Genomic DNA, 15,827 nt, shown 5'->3' on the forward strand with positions numbered 1-15,827 from the left:
CATGATTTAGTTCTCCGGCTTAATCCTCGGAAGCCATATCGTAAAAGTACTGCCCTTCCCAGGCGTGCTCTCTACTCTGTATTTGCCATCGTGCAGCTCTACCAGCTCTTTTACAATGGCGAGTCCAAGCCCTGTCCCTTTATTGTTCTTGGAACGTCCCCGATCCACTTTGAAAAAACGTTCCCAGATGCGGTCCAGGTCATCTGCTGCAATCCCCATCCCTGTATCGATCACTTGAATCTGTACGTATTCCTCTTCCAGCGAAGCACGCATGCGAATTTCACCTGTAGCCGTAAACTTGAGTGCATTCTTCACCAGATTTTTCAGAATTTGCGCGATCCTGTCCTTGTCGGCATAAATTCTTGGCAGCTCGTCCTCTACCTCTACTCCCATGCGAAGCCCTTTTTCCTCTGCTTCTTGATGGAAGGAAAAAGCAACCCGATTCATTACATCTGCCACATCGACAGGGAACTTGGCCAGATTTACTTCGTTGTTCTCCAGCTTCATCAAGTCCATCAGGTCATCCACCAAGCGATTCACTTGCATCGTTTCGGTATACATCACAGCGTAATACTTTTGTCGCGCCTCTTCTTCCTCTACCAAGCCGTCTTGCAACGCCTCGAGAAAACCTTGGATCGCGGTAAGAGGTGTACGCAATTCATGGGAGACATTCGCCAAAAAATCATTGCGCACTTGCTCCAGATGATGACGCTCCTGCTCTACCTTCTCCAGCTTCTGTGCCATCGTATTGATCGTTTGCGCCAAGTCGCTGATCTCGTCAGACGTATCGACCTGGACGCGCTCTGCATAATTCCCGCGACCAATTTCAGCCGCTGTTCTCTCAATGGTTCGCAATGGGCGGGAGATTGACCATGACAAATACGAAACCATGATCGTAGAAAGAAGAACTCCAAACAAGGTCGCCCACAAAATCGACTCACGCATTTGACCAAAGGTTTTCTCAATTCCTTCAATCGGCGCATGCAAAATAATTCCGCCATAGACGTTTTCGCCCTCGCCCCACGGGACGGAGACTGACAACATCGGGTCATCCAGACCTTCGATTTGCAGCTCGGTTACCGCGCTTTTTCCGTTCAGCACGTTATCCGCGATAGAAACTGCCACAGACTTGCCTGTAAGCATCTCATCCTTCATCGAAGTCGCGACAATTTTTCCTTCCGTATCAAATAACCAGATGCGGGTATCAAATGACTCGTCCAGCATCGCCAGCTTGTCCAAGAGCCGTTTGTTTACGTCATCGCTGTTATGGATTGCGGCATTCACTTTTTTCGCCATCCGTAAAAGCTCTTCTTCTTTGGCGTTGTAGATGTACTCTCTCGTAAAAAAGGAGAGAACGATACCCGTAATCCCCAGCCCCACCAAAACGGTAGCCAAAAAGCTGACCAGCAGTCTGCGGTAGATACTTTTCGACAAGCCTAGCATCAGTTATCCACCCCAAACTTGTAGCCGATCCCCCAAACTGTTTGAATGCACTCATAAGGGAGCTTGTCTAAACGCTGTCTGATCTTTTTAATATGAACATCGATCGTTCGAACATCACCAAAATAATCAAAGCCCCACACTTGTTCCAGCAATTGCTCCCGCGACCATACACTTCCCGGCGATTTGACGAGTTGAACAAGCAAGTCAAACTCCTTCGGGCGAAAGCTCACTTTTTCCCCGGCAACGATCACTTCCCGTTTATCCAGATCGATCGTCAATTGATCAAAAACAAAGGTACGGAGCACTGCTTCATCTTCCACTTTTGGCTTTGGCTGCAGTCTGCGCATAATCGCGCGGATACGAGCAACGATCTCACGTGGACTAAACGGCTTCGTCACGTAATCATCCGCTCCGAGCTCCAACCCGAGAACACGGTCAAACTCCTCATCCTTTGCCGTCAGCATAATAATCGGCGTATCCCACTTCTTGCGGATTTCCCGGCATGCTTCAAAGCCGTCCACCTGCGGCATCATGACATCGAGAATGACCACATCCGGCTGTTCCTTTTCCATCATCTCAAGAGCTTCTCGTCCATCTGCTGCTGCGATGAGCTCGATTTGTTGTTTTTCAAAATAAAGGCGAATAATTTCGCGTACGTTTGGATCGTCATCGGCAACCAAGACTTTCATCGTGGACATAGCCAATAACCTCCCTTCTTTCAAAACGACATAAAAGGTAGCATGCCGTTCAGACAATTTACGTTTTTTCATGGTAACACAGTTCACCCGTGTTGTGGACGGATAGAAGTCCTATCCAGCTGGTAAAAGCAGGACAAAATGGTTTGCGACAATGAAAAAGCGAGTGGACCCACAGCCCACTCGCACTTATTTTTTATTTCGTTTCTCTTACAATCGGGACACTGCGTGTGAGGCTAGCCCACAACAACCCTACCAGTGCGCCTGCAAAGGCTGGCACCAGCCATCCAATTCCTACTTTGTACAGTGGCAATTGTTCCAAGATTGGTGTCAGCGAGTCGATAGACAATCCCAACTGGGACGCTCCATCCAACAAACTGATGACAGCTGTTGCCGTGATCGCGCCTACGTATACGGCACGATGTCCATTGAACAATCGATCACAAAACGTCAGCAGCATCAGTACAATTGCCAGCGGATAAATCGCCATCAAAACAGGCACGGAGAAGGTAATCAGCTGCGTCAAGCCTACGTTTGCTACCGCAGCGCTGAACACACACAGGATCACAGCCATTTTTTTGTAGGAGATGCCAGGAATACGACTCGAGAAAAATTGACTGCACGCTGTGACGAGGCCAACAGAAGTGGTGAGGCAAGCAAGCGTAACCGCTGCTCCCAGCAAGAGCGAGCCTAACGGACCGAACAGTTGATGCACGACCCCGGTCAAAATTTGTCCGCCGTTTTCCGACTTCGCAAACGATACACTGGTCGCTCCCAAATAGCTGAGGGCAAGGTATACGAGTCCGAGTCCAATTGCAGCGAGGAAAGCGGCTTTGATTGTGGACCACATCACTTTTTTGCGATCAGTGATGCCTCTATCCCGAACGGCCGTTGTTACTACGAGACCAAACACCATCGCAGCCAATGCATCCAGCGTCAGATACCCTTCGACAAAGCCTTTGAAGAATGCTGTATCCTGATAGGCGCCTGTCGGCTGTCCCACCTCACCCATAGGAGAAATGAGTGATTTGGCAAACATCAGACCAATGATGATCAAGAGAGCAGGTGTCAAAATTTTACCGATTCGATCCACCAGCTTGCTCGGGTTCAGACTCAACCAGAACGTGATGGCAAAATAGACGATGGTTGTAACAAAAAGCGGTACCCAACTGCCTTTCATGGATTCAGGCAAATATGGCAACACGCCCATCTCAAAGGTTACTGTACCTGTCCGCGGAATCGCCATGAATGGTCCGATTGACAGATAAACAACAAAGGTGAACACGACTGCAAATATCGGATGGACTCTTGACGCCATCGTTTGCAAATTACCTCCAGCCAAGCCTACCGCAATGATTCCCAGTAAAGGCAGACCTACACCAGTAATCAAAAAGCCGATCATCGCGATCCAAACATTATCTCCTGCAGCTTGTCCTAGCGCTGGCGGAAAAATCATGTTCCCTGCTCCAAAGAATAGGGCAAACAGCATCAAACCAATTGTTATTGTTTCTTTCGTGGAAAGTTCTTTCATATGAATCCTCTCAATATTATTTAATAAAATAAAATTTTCATTAGTATAACTTAAAATTTACTCACTATTCAACCTTTAATTTTTTAAAATAATTGAACTTTTGTTAAAAATGAAAGTTTTTACAGTTCAAATACTTCTTTTCTCTTGATCGCCCCTACTGCTTCCCATACGTACAAACAGTAGATACTGCGCCATGGAGCCCACTTTTCCCCTAGCTTGCGAATATCGTTTTCATTTGGTTTCGATTCCATACCATAAAGGAGAACAATTCCATTTCGCAATCCGATGTCAGCAGCCGGCAACAGATCTAGACGCCCCATCCCAAACATGAGTAGGCACTCTACTGTCCACCGTCCAATTCCTCGCAGCGAAGTGAGGTAAGTAATGATTTCCTCGTCCTTCATTGTCCATAGTCTTTCCAAATCTACCGTTTCATTCACAATGGCACGGGCGAAATCGATCATATACTCTGCTTTTCGCTGACTAAATTGCAGAGAACGCAAATCCTCCACTGTCAATCTCGCTACCGCATCAGGTGTCGGAAAAGCGATGATGCCCTCGCCGTTTGGGTTTTCTACTGGGTCACCTGCCAGTGTAACCAGCCTCTCGGTCAAATTGGCTGCAAAGGTCAGATTAATCTGCTGTCCGATAATCGTCTTGACCATGCATTGAAACAAATCGGCATCCAGCATAAGACGAAGACCGCGAAACCGCTCGGTCAGGATGGCGAGTTCCTTTTCCTCCCTCATCTGCTCGTAAATAACGGATAGATCCAAATCGGCACTAAAAGTACGGCGGATCATTTTTTCTAGCAGCTGCTGGTCTGTCGTAGACAAATTCGCCTGTGTCTCGTAGCGCAATGCGGGTTCTTCCAAGCTGCCCACAAATTGCATATGGACCAGAACAGGCCGTAAGCCGATACGAAAGACGCGCTCTAGGCTATTTTTTTCTTTATTTACACGTATCTGCGTATCTGGATGTGTCTCGAGACGCCGAAGCAACCGGTCAAAAGAATACGGGGGAGTAAGCGAAATAATCGAACAATTCACAAGACTCTCACCTTTCCAGATAAAATAAAAACCTCCGGAGAATCCTCCGAAGGTGTCAAGTATACTTCGCAAAACTTATTTCGTAAACATCCCTTTGAGAACAAATTTTACGTTTGCCGGACTTTCTGCCAGACGGCGCATGAAATAGCCGTACCAGTCGTTTCCATATGGTACATAAACACGCATTTTATAGCCTTCGCGAGCCAAGTCAATTTGGGACTGCGTGCGAATACCATACAACATTTGGAATTCAAACTGTGTACGCGGGATGTTGTGTTCCTTTTCCAGCTTTTTCACAAAATCAATGATGTTGTCGTCATGGGTTGCCACAGCAGCGTACCCACCGTTCAACAGATGCTGCTTGATGATTTTTTTGTAGTTCTCATCCACATCTGGCTTGTTCGGGTAAGCGACTTCAGGAGACTCTTTATAAGCTCCTTTTACGAGACGGAAGTTCACTTTTTTGTCCTTCAGGCTGTCGATGTCGTCCGCTGCTTTGTAGAGATACGCCTGAATAACGGTTCCTACGTTGTCGTACTCTTGCAGTAATTCGTTCAAAATCTCCATGGTCACGAGATTGTGTGCGTAGTCCTCCATGTCGATACGAACGAAAATGTTTCCATTTTTCTTAGCCGAATCCAAAATGCGTCTCATGTTGTTCATGCAAAGCTCACGGCTGATGTCCAGACCGAGCGAAGTCATTTTCAACGAAAGATTGCAATCGACACCGGATTGGTGAATCGCTTCCAGCGTTTTGATGCAATAGTCAGCAGACTCGTTTGCTTCCTCTACACTGAACACGAATTCGCCCAGATGATCCAGCGTGCACACGAGGCCTTGCTGGTTCAGCTTGCGTACGGCGCTGATTGCCTCTGCAATGGTTTGACCGGATACAAAGCGGCTCGCTCCAAAGCGCAGACCCCACTTTTTCGCGGCAGAATTCAAGGTTTTGTTTTTGGATAAAAATAGAAAGAAATCCTTCATAGCTTGTTCCATCGTTGACTGTCTCCTCCTCAACGTACTCTGTCCACTTCTACTAGCATGAATCGTGCCAACTTGTTCTCGTAAGCGCTATCGTGATGTCTAAACGACATTTTCAACACATATGTACATAGCGTGTCTATTCTTGTACACTTTTGATCAGATGCACAACAGGGCCGAGACCTTTTCCTGTTAGTTTGGATAAGAGGTGACGATTTGAAACCGTTATTTTCGCTGGATAGTACACTCGCTTCCTTTGCGATTCCGATACCACCTGATATTGTCAAAATACGCACAGGTGAAACCGTAGGTGAATGGGTTGATAAGGAACGAAAGGGCAGAGTCTTCATCGTCTCTCCTACAACCACGCTCGAACAATCCATCAGCCATATTCTCGCTGGCCCAAGCGTTTCCGATCTGCCGACACTCGTCATTGCGGATGAATCCGGGACTGCGACGGGAATGGTCGAGCCATACCAGCTCATGACTGCCTTTGTCGTGTTGACCCAAAACCAGTCCGCACTGCTCAGTACTTTGATGGATACGATGAGTGAGGCTGTCACCATCGTGGACTCCCGCAATGTCGTCCAACACTGGAATCGGGCAGCAGAAACGATTTATGAAATCGATCGCGCCCAAGTCGTTGGAACTTCCCTCGATGAGCACTTCGCTAGTGAATCGATCCGTCTGCTCGATGCGCTGCGCCAAGGAACATCTGTTCAACGTGTCTATCACATTCCTCGTCCAGACAGTCATGTACTCATTAATGCAGCACCGATTCGCCGCGAGGGTGAGATTATCGGCGCGATTTCCATAGAACAGGATATTACGGAGCTGGTTCGTCTCAATGAAGAATTAGCACATACGACGGCCCATCTCCACAATTTGCAGCAAGAGATGAGTCGGTTTCAGGCAGCGGACGATCCGTTTTACGCGATCAAGGGGCATTCCGCCTCCATACAATCCGCTATTGGTTCCGCAAAAAAAGTCGCGCAGACGGATGCGACTGTGCTGATTTATGGTGAAAGCGGCGTCGGGAAAGAGCTGTTTGCCCAAGCGATTCATCAGGCAAGTCGCCGACATGAGAAGCCTTTTATTGCGATCAACTGTGGTGCCATTCCTGCTGCTCTGTTCGAAAGTGAGCTGTTTGGCTATCAAGGCGGTGCTTTTACCGGGGCCGAAAAAAAAGGCAAGCCTGGCAAGCTGGAGCTGGCGCATGGTGGGACACTTTTTCTCGATGAAATTGGGGAGCTGCCGCTAGAATTACAGGTCAAGCTGCTTCGCGCCTTGCAGGAACGGCAGTTTTACCGTGTAGGAGGAACAGAGCCGATTACCGTTAACACACGGATCGTAGCGGCGACAAACCGACAGCTGGAGCAAATGGTTGCAGACGGTCGTTTTCGCGAGGACTTGTATTATCGGCTGAACGTCTTTTCTCTGGAAATCCCGCCACTGCGCGAACGACGTGAGGATTTGCCAGAGCTCGTGCAAATTTTCATTCATGAGTATTCGGTCGCCCATGACCACTCTGTACCACGCATCTCTCCCGAGGTCATGCAAGCGTTGTTCGAGTACAGTTGGCCGGGGAACATCCGACAGCTTCGCAACGTCATTGAACGTCTGTCGATCCTGCAAGAAAACGGCGTTATTTTGCCTGAGCATCTGCCGTCTGTCATTCGCAGTCACACAGAACCCACACACGTCTCTGTGCTCACGCAGATCGGGGGAACGTATGGGCAGCCGACTCCGACACCGCCGTCAATCATACGTCCGTCGATTGCGTACACTTCTCCACCTGCGAACGAAAAAGAGCGCATTCTGGCAGCGTTGGAGCGCACATACGGCAACAAAAAAGCAGCAGCCGAGCTACTCGGCGTATCCCGCGGCACCCTTTACAATAAGATGAAGAAGTTCAATATAAACGAGGAGTCTTTCAAATGGGATTGATAACATGGTCGGATGATGCGTATCAAATCCATTATGCTGGGGAAACGATAGTCCTTTTGCCAAAGGAATACGCCTTGTTTCACTTTCTGTACACATGGAAAAACCGGGCCTTTTCACGGAGTGATCTGCTGGATCGTGTCTGGCCAATGGAAGAACCGACAGACCGTACGATCGACGATCACATTTACCGCTTGCGGAAAAAATTGCAAAAGTGGTCGCATCTGCTCACGATTGATACGGTCCGAGGAGTCGGTTATCGGCTTACGCTAAAAGAGCAGCAATCGCCTAGTCCAACGGTATTGAACAGCGATTTCTCCGAGAACATCCAGAAGATGCTAACCACTTACCACGGCATGGGTATGGGGGCCGCTTTGCAGACGCTTTATGCGAATCAGCAAGTGCTTGGCTTCCAGATGGATTCTTTTTACGCTACCTATTTGCGGTTTGTTGTCGGTGACTTCAGCTGGTTTATCGAGGATCAAGCTACACCTAAGTCAGACAAACTGTTTTATTGGTTCCATTTGTACCATATGACACAATTGGACTCACAAAAAACAATAGACGTGCTTGAATGGGCAATGAGAAATCTGGAAAGCATGCCTGCTACTTTTCAGGATGAGATGAAAATCAATGCAGTTGGCGTATACACCCATGCGAAGCAATGGGAGCGAGCAAAAAAACAGTTGTTACCCGCAAGAGAGGTTGTCGAAAAAGTAAATTCAAACGGCTTTCATCTCTTTCTTCAAGCGGAAGAAGCCTTCCTGTATCTCCTAATGGGTCAGGTGGATGAGGCGGAGGAAGTAATTCATCGCTCAAATGACATCTTGCGGACACTCCCCATGCAGCGTGAGCTCGGCAGCTTCACCATTGCTCGCGGGCTTTGTTTGTACCATCGACAGGAGATTGCCAAAGCGCGCCGCGTGGTCGACGAAGGCATCGAAGTCGTCCGTGCCACCAAGTTCGTCCCTCACCTGATTTATGCTGTACAAAGTATTTTGTTGTTCTTGAAGCACTTCGGCTTCGATGCAGAATGGGAGCGCAAATACCAGAAAATGTGGACGGAATTATCCGAAGAGTACCAGTTCGACTATTTGCAGAAAAAGATTCGTGCTATCATCTCTACCCCTATCTGATATTCCTCTGACAAATCCCTTTTATCATCGAGATAACAGATCGATGGAGGGATTTTTTTGTTAAAAGAAAATAGAACGTTTCGCACGCTGTTCATCTCTTACGGACTGTCTACGCTTGGCGATTGGTTTGATTTTATCGCGGTATCTATCCTGTTGGGGTTTGTATGGAAGGTTGATCCGATGACGATGGCCCTCCTGCCCGTTGCCTATGCAGCTCCAAGCATTTTGCTCGGGCAGTTTGCCGGGGTGCTTGCAGACCGCGTGAACAAGGTTCGGATGATCATGACCATGAATATCATTCAGGCTGCTCTCACTCTGCTTTTGCTTGCCATGCCTACTCCGTTCTGGTTCCTGGTGGTTATTGCTCTGCGTTCAGGTGCCTCTGTCTTTAATGATCCAGCGCAGCAGACCTTGACACGTCAAATCGTACCTGAGAATCAATTGTTGCAAGCCTCTGCCTTGAATGGAGCCGTATACCAGATGGGGAAATTGATCGGTCCACTTGCGGGAGGGTTGGTAGCGGCCGTTTTTGCACCCGCCATTTGTCTGATGATTAATGCTTCGACCTTCCTTCTCTCTACTGGATTTCTGTTCACGATTCGTAAAGTGGAGAATACATTGTCTCGTCCATTTGCAAAAGAGCAGCCCCTCCCTTACCGTCAAGCCTGGCAAGAGGGCTGGCGGATCTTTTTGCAAAACCGTGTCCTGTTGTTCAGCACGATTTTCGCAACCATTACCTCGTTAGCGATTCAATTGGCGGATACACAGTTTCCCGTGATCTTCCGCGAGAAGCTGCCCGACAATCCGGAAATGCTCGGGTTTACGGTCAGTGTCATTGGATTAGGTGCACTTGTCACCGTCACCTGGCTACATCGCTTAAAAGAGCTTCGCTCCTATGGGTGGGTGCTGGGCGGTGGCGTCTTGCTCATCGGGATTAGTTTTTCGTGGATTGGACTATTCCAGCCGGGTGATGGCATGTATTGGCTGCTGATTCCCGCGATATTGGCTGGGCTAGGAACAGGTCTTACTACGGTCGGCGCGAATTATCTGGTACAAAAAGAAAGCCCCCCGCAAGCACTGGGCCGCGTGAGGGGAATTATCGATTCATTGACGAGCGCCACTTTCATTATTGCTCCGTTGCTCGGTGGCGTCATTATGACCATCTGGGGTCCAAACACCGCTTTTTTATGGGTCGGAATGTTAATCGCTGCGATTGGCGGAGGCGCTGTCCTCTTGCAGCGCTGGATTTGGGGGAATCGAATAAAAGACGTGGCTGTTGCTACCGCTACGGCTGGATCGGAACGAGTCGGATAATTTTATCGTCCCCTTCTCTCGGATTTCCACGACCATCGCGGTTGTTGGTCAACAAATAGAGTGTGCCGTCTTTTCCTTCGACGACATCACGCAGTCGTCCAAACTCGTCTGGGAACAATGCGGCAGCCTCCAATACTGTATCGGGCTTTGTAGGGTCCAAGCTAATTTTCTGCAACTGCTTGCCCCTGAGGTTCGCTACGAGCATTTGTCCTTTCCACGGCCCTTTGGATACAAACGTCATGCCAGAAGGAGCCCACGTCGTATCACCGCTTTGCAGGAGGGGGGTTTTCATCCCCTCTTTTTGCTGTTCACCTGAAATGACCGGCCAGCCGTAATTTGCGCCCGGCTCGATCCGATTGATCTCATCATGTGCAGTCTGGCCGTGCTCCGAGCTGTAGAGTATCCCTGTATCCGGATACCATGCGATGCCTTGCGGATTGCGATGACCGTAGCTGTATACAGGTGAGCCGGAAAAAGGATTGTCGGCAGGAATGGTTCCATCTAGATTGATGCGCAAAATTTTTCCAGCGAGACTTGCCCGATCCTGCGAAAGCATCGGCTCATTCGCATCGCCTGTCGTAATATAGAGACGCTGGTCCGGACCGATTTTGATCCGTCCTCCATTGTGGATCGAGCTTCCCGGGATTTTGTCGAGGAGCACCTTGTCAATTTGCGCTGTATGGTTTGCTTCTCGCAGTCGCAGAACCCGATTGAAAGTAGCCTCTCCCTCTCTGTATGTATGGTAGACGTACAAGTAGTGGTTATTTACAAAATCGGGATCGAGCACAAGGCCCAACAGCCCGCCTTCTCCCTCGCTTATGAACGGGGCAGAAAATGAGATGAGCGGCTCCGGCAGCAGCTTGCCTGACTGGATCACTCGCACTCTTCCTGGTCGCTCTGTGAAAAAGATCCGGCCATCTGAGGCTATATCCATCGCCCAAGGCACATCCAATTGATCAGCCAATACCTCCATCCGATATGGAAGAGTCTGTTGAGCTGGCTGCGACTCCATTGCAGGATTCGCCTCGCAGGCCACAACCGGAATACTCAAGATCAAGGTAAGCACACACACCATCCATTTTTTCCACATCTCACGTTTTCCTCCCTGTGCGATTTGTCCAGCAGGAATCAGGAAGCATTTTAGACAAAGTTTCGCTCAATTATGCTTATGTTCCTCTTTTCGCTGCGCAAAAAAACTGTTTGGATGCCCTCCAGCAGTTGTGCCAGAGCCGAACAGCTGAGGTGGGCTTCCAGTTTTTTTATATCTTTTTGCTTGTTAGTCATAGAGGTATTTACGTTTTTCTTTGTCTTTTTTCCTCTTTTATGCCTTTCAAATGTTGACTGAAGCCGCGTAGGAAGAAGCGGATTTCCAGTCCAAGCGCCTCTGGAGCCCTACTCAGCTTCAGAATAATTGGCGGGGGTTTTCAGCTTCAACCTCTGAATTCCTTCTTCGAACCTCTACTTTTGAAGCGCTCCCGCCAATTGTTCGGAAGCGGACAGTCCCCGTCTCCCAGCAGGGCGTAGGCCGAAGCGTAGACTGGAAATCCGCTTCTTCCCTCCCCTACAGCCACTCCAATCTCACCAGCCAAAAAGGCAAAAAAAAAATTGGTCCCCATTGAACCAATTTACGAAAAGACCTACTCGATTTTCACTTGTCTTCGTTCCTCAATTTGACGATGCAAAATGTACTTTCGCAAATTGTGAAAATGACGAGCATTGATTCCTTTGATCGTGCAGCCGTAAAAATAGTTCGGACCCTCTATTCGTTCATGAATGATAACCAGGTCAGTTTTCACTACCCCATCCGGGCGATTGCGACCATACAATTCAAAGGAAAAGACAATTTGCTGATCCGCAGGAATCTGTTTGTCTGAGCGGAATGCCAAGCCTCCCAGACTCAAATTCACCAAGTACACCATTTGACTATAGACGGAAAAAAATGAGTCTGGCTCCTGCGTCGGATACTGAATCCAGCCCTTTACCTCCATGTCGAAACGGGGATAGCGTCTGCGCTGTTCCCGAAACTCAATAGCTGTTGGAGAGTGGAACAAAAACAAGCGATTTTTGTCTTTAGCCACGACTACAGCTTCAAACGTATTGATCGTTTCATAATCAGCCGTCAATAGACAAGGGATCTGATCCCCTACTGTGACATCCAATGGGCTGGGAAATACGGCTTCGATCAAGTCCCCTTCTTCATAGGTAACATGACCTTCTATCACTCGATTCCCTTTTCTAATTTGTATTATGCTTTCCATCTGCGTTCTCCACCACTTCGCACAAATATATTACCGGGATTTCCGAAATCTTTACCTGGATGCTTTTCGCGGAAAATAAGGTATAATGGGAACATTGACAGATAGGAGGTTACAGACCGATGAATCGTTATCAATTGGTAACACTGGCTTTGGCATTTTTGGTAACCGCCTGTCTCATCGGAGTTGGCATTGCCATTGGGGAAAAAAGCCCCCTCGGTATCCTTGGCTGTATCGTTGTTGCCTTCTCGTTGATGGGATTTGGCTTTTCGTACAAGCGCAAGCATATGCGCTAACCTCTTCTCCGTTATCGCCGTACAAGCAAACTGTTCACATAAAACAGGACAGAGGGCAAGCCCTTTGCCTGCTTCAGCAGTTGTCTAGCAATAGTATAAATGTGTGGCTGGCTCCGGTTTACCTTGCGATCCGCGAGATAAAACGCGACTAGCCCGTCCACGATCATACGGTGAAATGCAGGATTTGGCAAGCGTTTAACGCTTGCCTTTGCTTGTTTTATGAAAAGCTTCAAGCGTTCAGTCGCGATCCGTTCCGAATCGTAATAGCTCACGAAGTTTAAATCTCCACCCATTTTATCTTCTTCCAGGTCAATTAAATAGTCTAATAAAATATGTAACCCGCACAGCCACGGAAAGTAAGCTTCACTTACCGTTTGAATTTGCTCTTCCCCTACATCTGGATCAGTTGCTAAGCAAAAAAGAGCGAATATCCCAATAGTCGAGCCTGTGACAGCCGCAAATTCTTGCCAGTGCAAATCGTGATAGCGTTCTTTGTACTGATCCCACCACGTCAACAAGTGATCCTCGCGCAACTGGGGAGCAATGTGCTTGTATACTTGCAAATCGCTATACAAACAAGAAAACTCGAGTATCTTTGCCTGGATTTTTTCATAGGCTGGCAATTGTGCGACATGCTGTTGACAGGTCTGAACCAGCCCAGCCAAAAAGCCGCCGTCATCCTTATCCTCGCGGTACAAATAATAGTCTCGCAAGGGCGCACCTGGTGTCAGTGCATCCTGCATCGACACGTGAAGCTGACGGAAGTCTTGCGGGTCTAGTGACGTGCTGCGATCACACAGATTATCCAAGTAGTCACTGATCGTTTGGTAAGCGACAATCAGCGGGACAATTGTCTCTACATGCGGGATGACCTGTGCTGCATAAACACATCCCCCTTGGCAGTGAAACTTTTTAGAATTCATGCTGTCTTGTGCCTGTTTTCTCAGCTCGGGATTGGGAATCGCCTGTGCTCTTTTGTACCAGGCCGCAAACTCTCGCTCCAGAACAGGTTGCACATGACGATAGACTCGGTAAAGGAGCTGCCATGGATTACGTAGTTCGCTCACTTACTTCCCTCCCAAAACAAATGTAAAACGAAAGACATCCCAAGCTTTTACCAGCTTTCATCGAAGCCCTCGCTCATGACCAATAGAAATATCTTATCACATTTGGATGCCCACTCCAAAAGTCAGCCCTGAAATACACCAATTCGCCTTTTTGACTCCATATAGAGTACAAAAATAAACTTTTTGGTATTGATACGAGTAGAAGAGATCGTCATTTCCATCTGATTCTCCAGCTCCAGCATGCGTTTTCGCACCTCTGTAAAATCGAAGAATGTGGTCGCGTAGCTCTCAAATTTGGGATTACTGTAATCGGTCAGCCCGAGGGAAGCCAAATGGGTTAATGCCTGATAGATGGCTCTGCGAACCCGCTGCTCAGCGGCCTTCGTTTCCTTTTGGATCAGGACAGTCACTCCCTTCCCCAGCTTGCGGTCAGCAATCGCCCAAAAAATATCGCGTAAAGGAGGCAGATTCACTTCTCCATCCCTTTCCTTCTCCCAGCGATACAGCCACTCCATCATGTCGAGTAAATCTTTGCTGCCTTTTTCGCTAATCATCCCCAGTTCGGTTAAGAGAAACCGTGCGGAAGACAGGATGCCCTTTTCAGGATACGGTGCTTCTTTTGAAAGAGCTGCCGCCACGTTCATACTGCCGGACAAGACGGAAAGCGACCGCTGAATACCCTCGATGGATTGCTGCAGCAATATGCGTTCCCGTACCTTTTGCAGAACACTAATGACCTCTAGGCGATTCACCGGTTTGGTCACGTAGTATTCGATCCCTGTCGCATACGCCTCAGCAATCATCTCCTTTGCTTCGATTTGCGAGATCATGACAATTTTGCCTGTAAAACGCCTTAGTTGGCGCACTGTTTCAATGCCATCACGATTCGGCATCAAAAGATCAATCAACAAGATGTCTACTTGCTTCCAATTCAAAAAATCGTGGTCAATTTGTGAGCCATCCTCTGCTTCCCCACATACCTCTCCCAAATCAGCATCCTCAATCATTTGACCGAGCATGAATCGAATCGCAGGATCGTCGTCCACGATAAAGTAGCGCATGAGGTCACCCTTTCTGAATCAGAGTTGCGATTGGCAGGCGAATGCAAAATTGTGTCGTTTGTCCGCATGAGTCCTCGGCTATATCAATCATTCCTTGGAGACTGTCTGTCACTTCCTTAACGTATGATAGCCCAATCCCCGTGGAAGGCCTGCCAGAAACGTCGTATTTGGTAGTAAATCCAGGCATGAACAAGAGCTCCTTGTCCTTCACCACAATGCCTGGCCCATCATCGGTTACACAAAAATGAATCCACTCCCGACTCTCGTCAATCGAAGCAACGATCGATACCATCCCCCGGTCGTGTATGGCTTCGACACTGTTGCCGACCAGATTGTTGATGAGTGAGAGCGTCGTGTAAATGTGGCAAGCGAGATACGGCACCTCCACATTCGTTTCAAACTGAATGTCCTTCTCCAACAGTCTCGCGTACTTTCGTTGCCCCTGAACAATGATGGCTATCAATTCGCCCAGTGGCATATAGTCTCGTTCATTCTCGTCAGAAATCAGCTTGGAGAGGCCTGCATATATGCGTTGATTGTCCTTTTTCACTTCATGTACTTGTCCGGCAAGGGACAGCAGTCGCTTTGCGTATCGCTTGTTCGTCCCATCTTTATGTGCCACCTCGTTCATCTCGCGATACAGCTCATAGCAGTTGCGCGTGATTTCCTCAACCTGATGCAATGTCTTTTTTAGATGAACAGATTCCTCGTACAAATTGGAAATGAGCATCAACATCTGCTCGTTTCGATTGCGCTGTTGCTTTTCCATCCATTTCGCCTGACGCAGCTGAATCATATTGAAAAAACTAAGGACAAAAAAACTGCGTATCAAGGCAATGACGGCAATCGGGCCTACGACCCCCAGGTGAAAGACACCCTCCCAGGACACAGCACGAAAGGATAGCTCTACTAAATTCGCTGCTATTTCTGCGACTGTCCCCAACAGCCCCACCCAAAGTGGGCGATGATGTAGCATATTAACGCGAAAGAGCGAGAATAGACAAGCAAACGTTGCATAATAGCAAAATGCGGGGAAGTGCATCTGAAAGGAAGGC

Annotated in this window: 14 protein-coding genes; 4 read left to right on the plus strand and 10 right to left on the minus strand. The window is 48.2% G+C overall.

Annotated features, from left to right (window positions below):
• Positions 1 to 6: 6 nt before the first annotated feature.
• The 5 genes from FB479_RS23485 to FB479_RS23505 form a co-directional block, all read right to left on the minus strand.
• Positions 7 to 1,443 carry a sensor histidine kinase gene (locus FB479_RS23485; protein ID WP_106654181.1) on the minus strand — a complete coding sequence of 479 codons (1,437 nt, stop codon included), beginning with the start codon at positions 1,441 to 1,443 and terminating at the stop codon, positions 7 to 9.
• On the minus strand, positions 1,443 to 2,141 hold the full coding sequence (locus tag FB479_RS23490; RefSeq protein WP_106654180.1) for a response regulator transcription factor: 699 nt from the start codon (positions 2,139 to 2,141) through the stop codon (positions 1,443 to 1,445). Before FB479_RS23490 ends, FB479_RS23485 begins: the two co-directional genes overlap by 1 nt.
• Positions 2,142 to 2,334: 193 nt before the next feature.
• Entirely contained in the window at positions 2,335 to 3,669 is a 1,335-nt protein-coding gene (brnQ, locus tag FB479_RS23495; RefSeq protein WP_106654179.1) for a branched-chain amino acid transport system II carrier protein, read from the minus strand.
• Positions 3,670 to 3,788: 119 nt separating this feature from the next.
• On the minus strand, positions 3,789 to 4,718 hold the full coding sequence (locus FB479_RS23500; protein WP_142066896.1) for a DNA-3-methyladenine glycosylase family protein: 930 nt from the start codon (positions 4,716 to 4,718) through the stop codon (positions 3,789 to 3,791).
• Between the two features lie 75 nt (positions 4,719 to 4,793).
• Positions 4,794 to 5,714: a proline dehydrogenase family protein gene (locus tag FB479_RS23505; protein ID WP_106654177.1), complete on the minus strand. Its 921-nt coding sequence runs from the start codon at positions 5,712 to 5,714 to the stop codon at positions 4,794 to 4,796.
• Between the two features lie 201 nt (positions 5,715 to 5,915).
• Between FB479_RS23505 and FB479_RS23510 the strand changes: the two genes are divergently transcribed.
• From FB479_RS23510 to FB479_RS23520, 3 genes are read left to right on the plus strand one after another with little or no spacing between them, the layout of a single operon-like run.
• Positions 5,916 to 7,646: a sigma-54 interaction domain-containing protein gene (locus tag FB479_RS23510; protein ID WP_142066897.1), complete on the plus strand. Its 1,731-nt coding sequence runs from the start codon at positions 5,916 to 5,918 to the stop codon at positions 7,644 to 7,646.
• Positions 7,637 to 8,779: a winged helix-turn-helix domain-containing protein gene (locus tag FB479_RS23515; protein WP_142066898.1), complete on the plus strand. Its 1,143-nt coding sequence runs from the start codon at positions 7,637 to 7,639 to the stop codon at positions 8,777 to 8,779. The genes FB479_RS23510 and FB479_RS23515 overlap by 10 nt, the downstream gene beginning before the upstream one ends.
• Positions 8,780 to 8,836: 57 nt before the next feature.
• Positions 8,837 to 10,093 carry an MFS transporter gene (locus FB479_RS23520; protein WP_142066899.1) on the plus strand — a complete coding sequence of 419 codons (1,257 nt, stop codon included), beginning with the start codon at positions 8,837 to 8,839 and terminating at the stop codon, positions 10,091 to 10,093.
• Here FB479_RS23520 and FB479_RS23525 read toward each other — a convergent pair.
• Both FB479_RS23525 and FB479_RS23530 read right to left on the minus strand, forming a co-directional pair.
• Positions 10,065 to 11,183 (minus strand): PQQ-dependent sugar dehydrogenase, encoded by a 1,119-nt coding sequence (locus FB479_RS23525; RefSeq protein ID WP_106654173.1) that lies wholly within the window; start codon positions 11,181 to 11,183, stop codon positions 10,065 to 10,067. The genes FB479_RS23520 and FB479_RS23525 overlap by 29 nt on opposite strands.
• Positions 11,184 to 11,730: 547 nt before the next feature.
• A complete protein-coding gene (locus tag FB479_RS23530; RefSeq protein ID WP_106654172.1) occupies positions 11,731 to 12,351 on the minus strand; it encodes a PilZ domain-containing protein in 621 nt (206 codons plus the stop codon).
• 119 nt (positions 12,352 to 12,470) lie between these two features.
• On the opposite strand from FB479_RS23530, the gene FB479_RS30610 reads away from it, so the two are divergent.
• Positions 12,471 to 12,644 carry a YlaF family protein gene (locus FB479_RS30610; RefSeq protein ID WP_007722723.1) on the plus strand — a complete coding sequence of 58 codons (174 nt, stop codon included), beginning with the start codon at positions 12,471 to 12,473 and terminating at the stop codon, positions 12,642 to 12,644.
• 11 nt (positions 12,645 to 12,655) lie between these two features.
• On the opposite strand, the gene FB479_RS23535 is transcribed toward FB479_RS30610, so the two are convergent.
• The 3 genes from FB479_RS23535 to FB479_RS23545 form a co-directional block, all read right to left on the minus strand.
• Positions 12,656 to 13,711 carry a tetraprenyl-beta-curcumene synthase family protein gene (locus tag FB479_RS23535; protein ID WP_047073536.1) on the minus strand — a complete coding sequence of 352 codons (1,056 nt, stop codon included), beginning with the start codon at positions 13,709 to 13,711 and terminating at the stop codon, positions 12,656 to 12,658.
• A gap of 122 nt (positions 13,712 to 13,833) precedes the next feature.
• A complete protein-coding gene (locus FB479_RS23540) occupies positions 13,834 to 14,772 on the minus strand; it encodes a response regulator (protein WP_142066900.1) in 939 nt (312 codons plus the stop codon).
• A gap of 4 nt (positions 14,773 to 14,776) precedes the next feature.
• Positions 14,777 to 15,715 (minus strand): sensor histidine kinase, encoded by a 939-nt coding sequence (locus FB479_RS23545; RefSeq protein WP_255438563.1) that lies wholly within the window; start codon positions 15,713 to 15,715, stop codon positions 14,777 to 14,779.
• Positions 15,716 to 15,827 lie beyond the last annotated feature (112 nt).

The organism is Brevibacillus sp. AG162, assembly GCF_006715575.1.
GTDB lineage: Bacteria > Bacillota > Bacilli > Brevibacillales > Brevibacillaceae > Brevibacillus > Brevibacillus brevis.

Bases quoted from the DNA above. Each gene is read 5' to 3' on its own strand.
- FB479_RS23485 (WP_106654181.1), bottom strand. From the start codon at position 1,443: ATGCTAGGCTTGTCGAAAAGTATCTACCGCAGACTGCTGGTCAGCTTT.
- FB479_RS23490 (WP_106654180.1), bottom strand. From the start codon at position 2,141: ATGTCCACGATGAAAGTCTTGGTTGCCGATGACGATCCAAACGTACGC.
- brnQ (WP_106654179.1), bottom strand. From the start codon at position 3,669: ATGAAAGAACTTTCCACGAAAGAAACAATAACAATTGGTTTGATGCTG.
- FB479_RS23505 (WP_106654177.1), bottom strand. From the start codon at position 5,714: ATGGAACAAGCTATGAAGGATTTCTTTCTATTTTTATCCAAAAACAAA.
- FB479_RS23515 (WP_142066898.1), top strand. From the start codon at position 7,637: ATGGGATTGATAACATGGTCGGATGATGCGTATCAAATCCATTATGCT.
- FB479_RS23525 (WP_106654173.1), bottom strand. From the start codon at position 11,183: ATGTGGAAAAAATGGATGGTGTGTGTGCTTACCTTGATCTTGAGTATT.
- FB479_RS23530 (WP_106654172.1), bottom strand. From the start codon at position 12,351: ATGGAAAGCATAATACAAATTAGAAAAGGGAATCGAGTGATAGAAGGT.
- FB479_RS30610 (WP_007722723.1), top strand. From the start codon at position 12,471: ATGAATCGTTATCAATTGGTAACACTGGCTTTGGCATTTTTGGTAACC.
- FB479_RS23540 (WP_142066900.1), bottom strand. From the start codon at position 14,772: ATGCGCTACTTTATCGTGGACGACGATCCTGCGATTCGATTCATGCTC.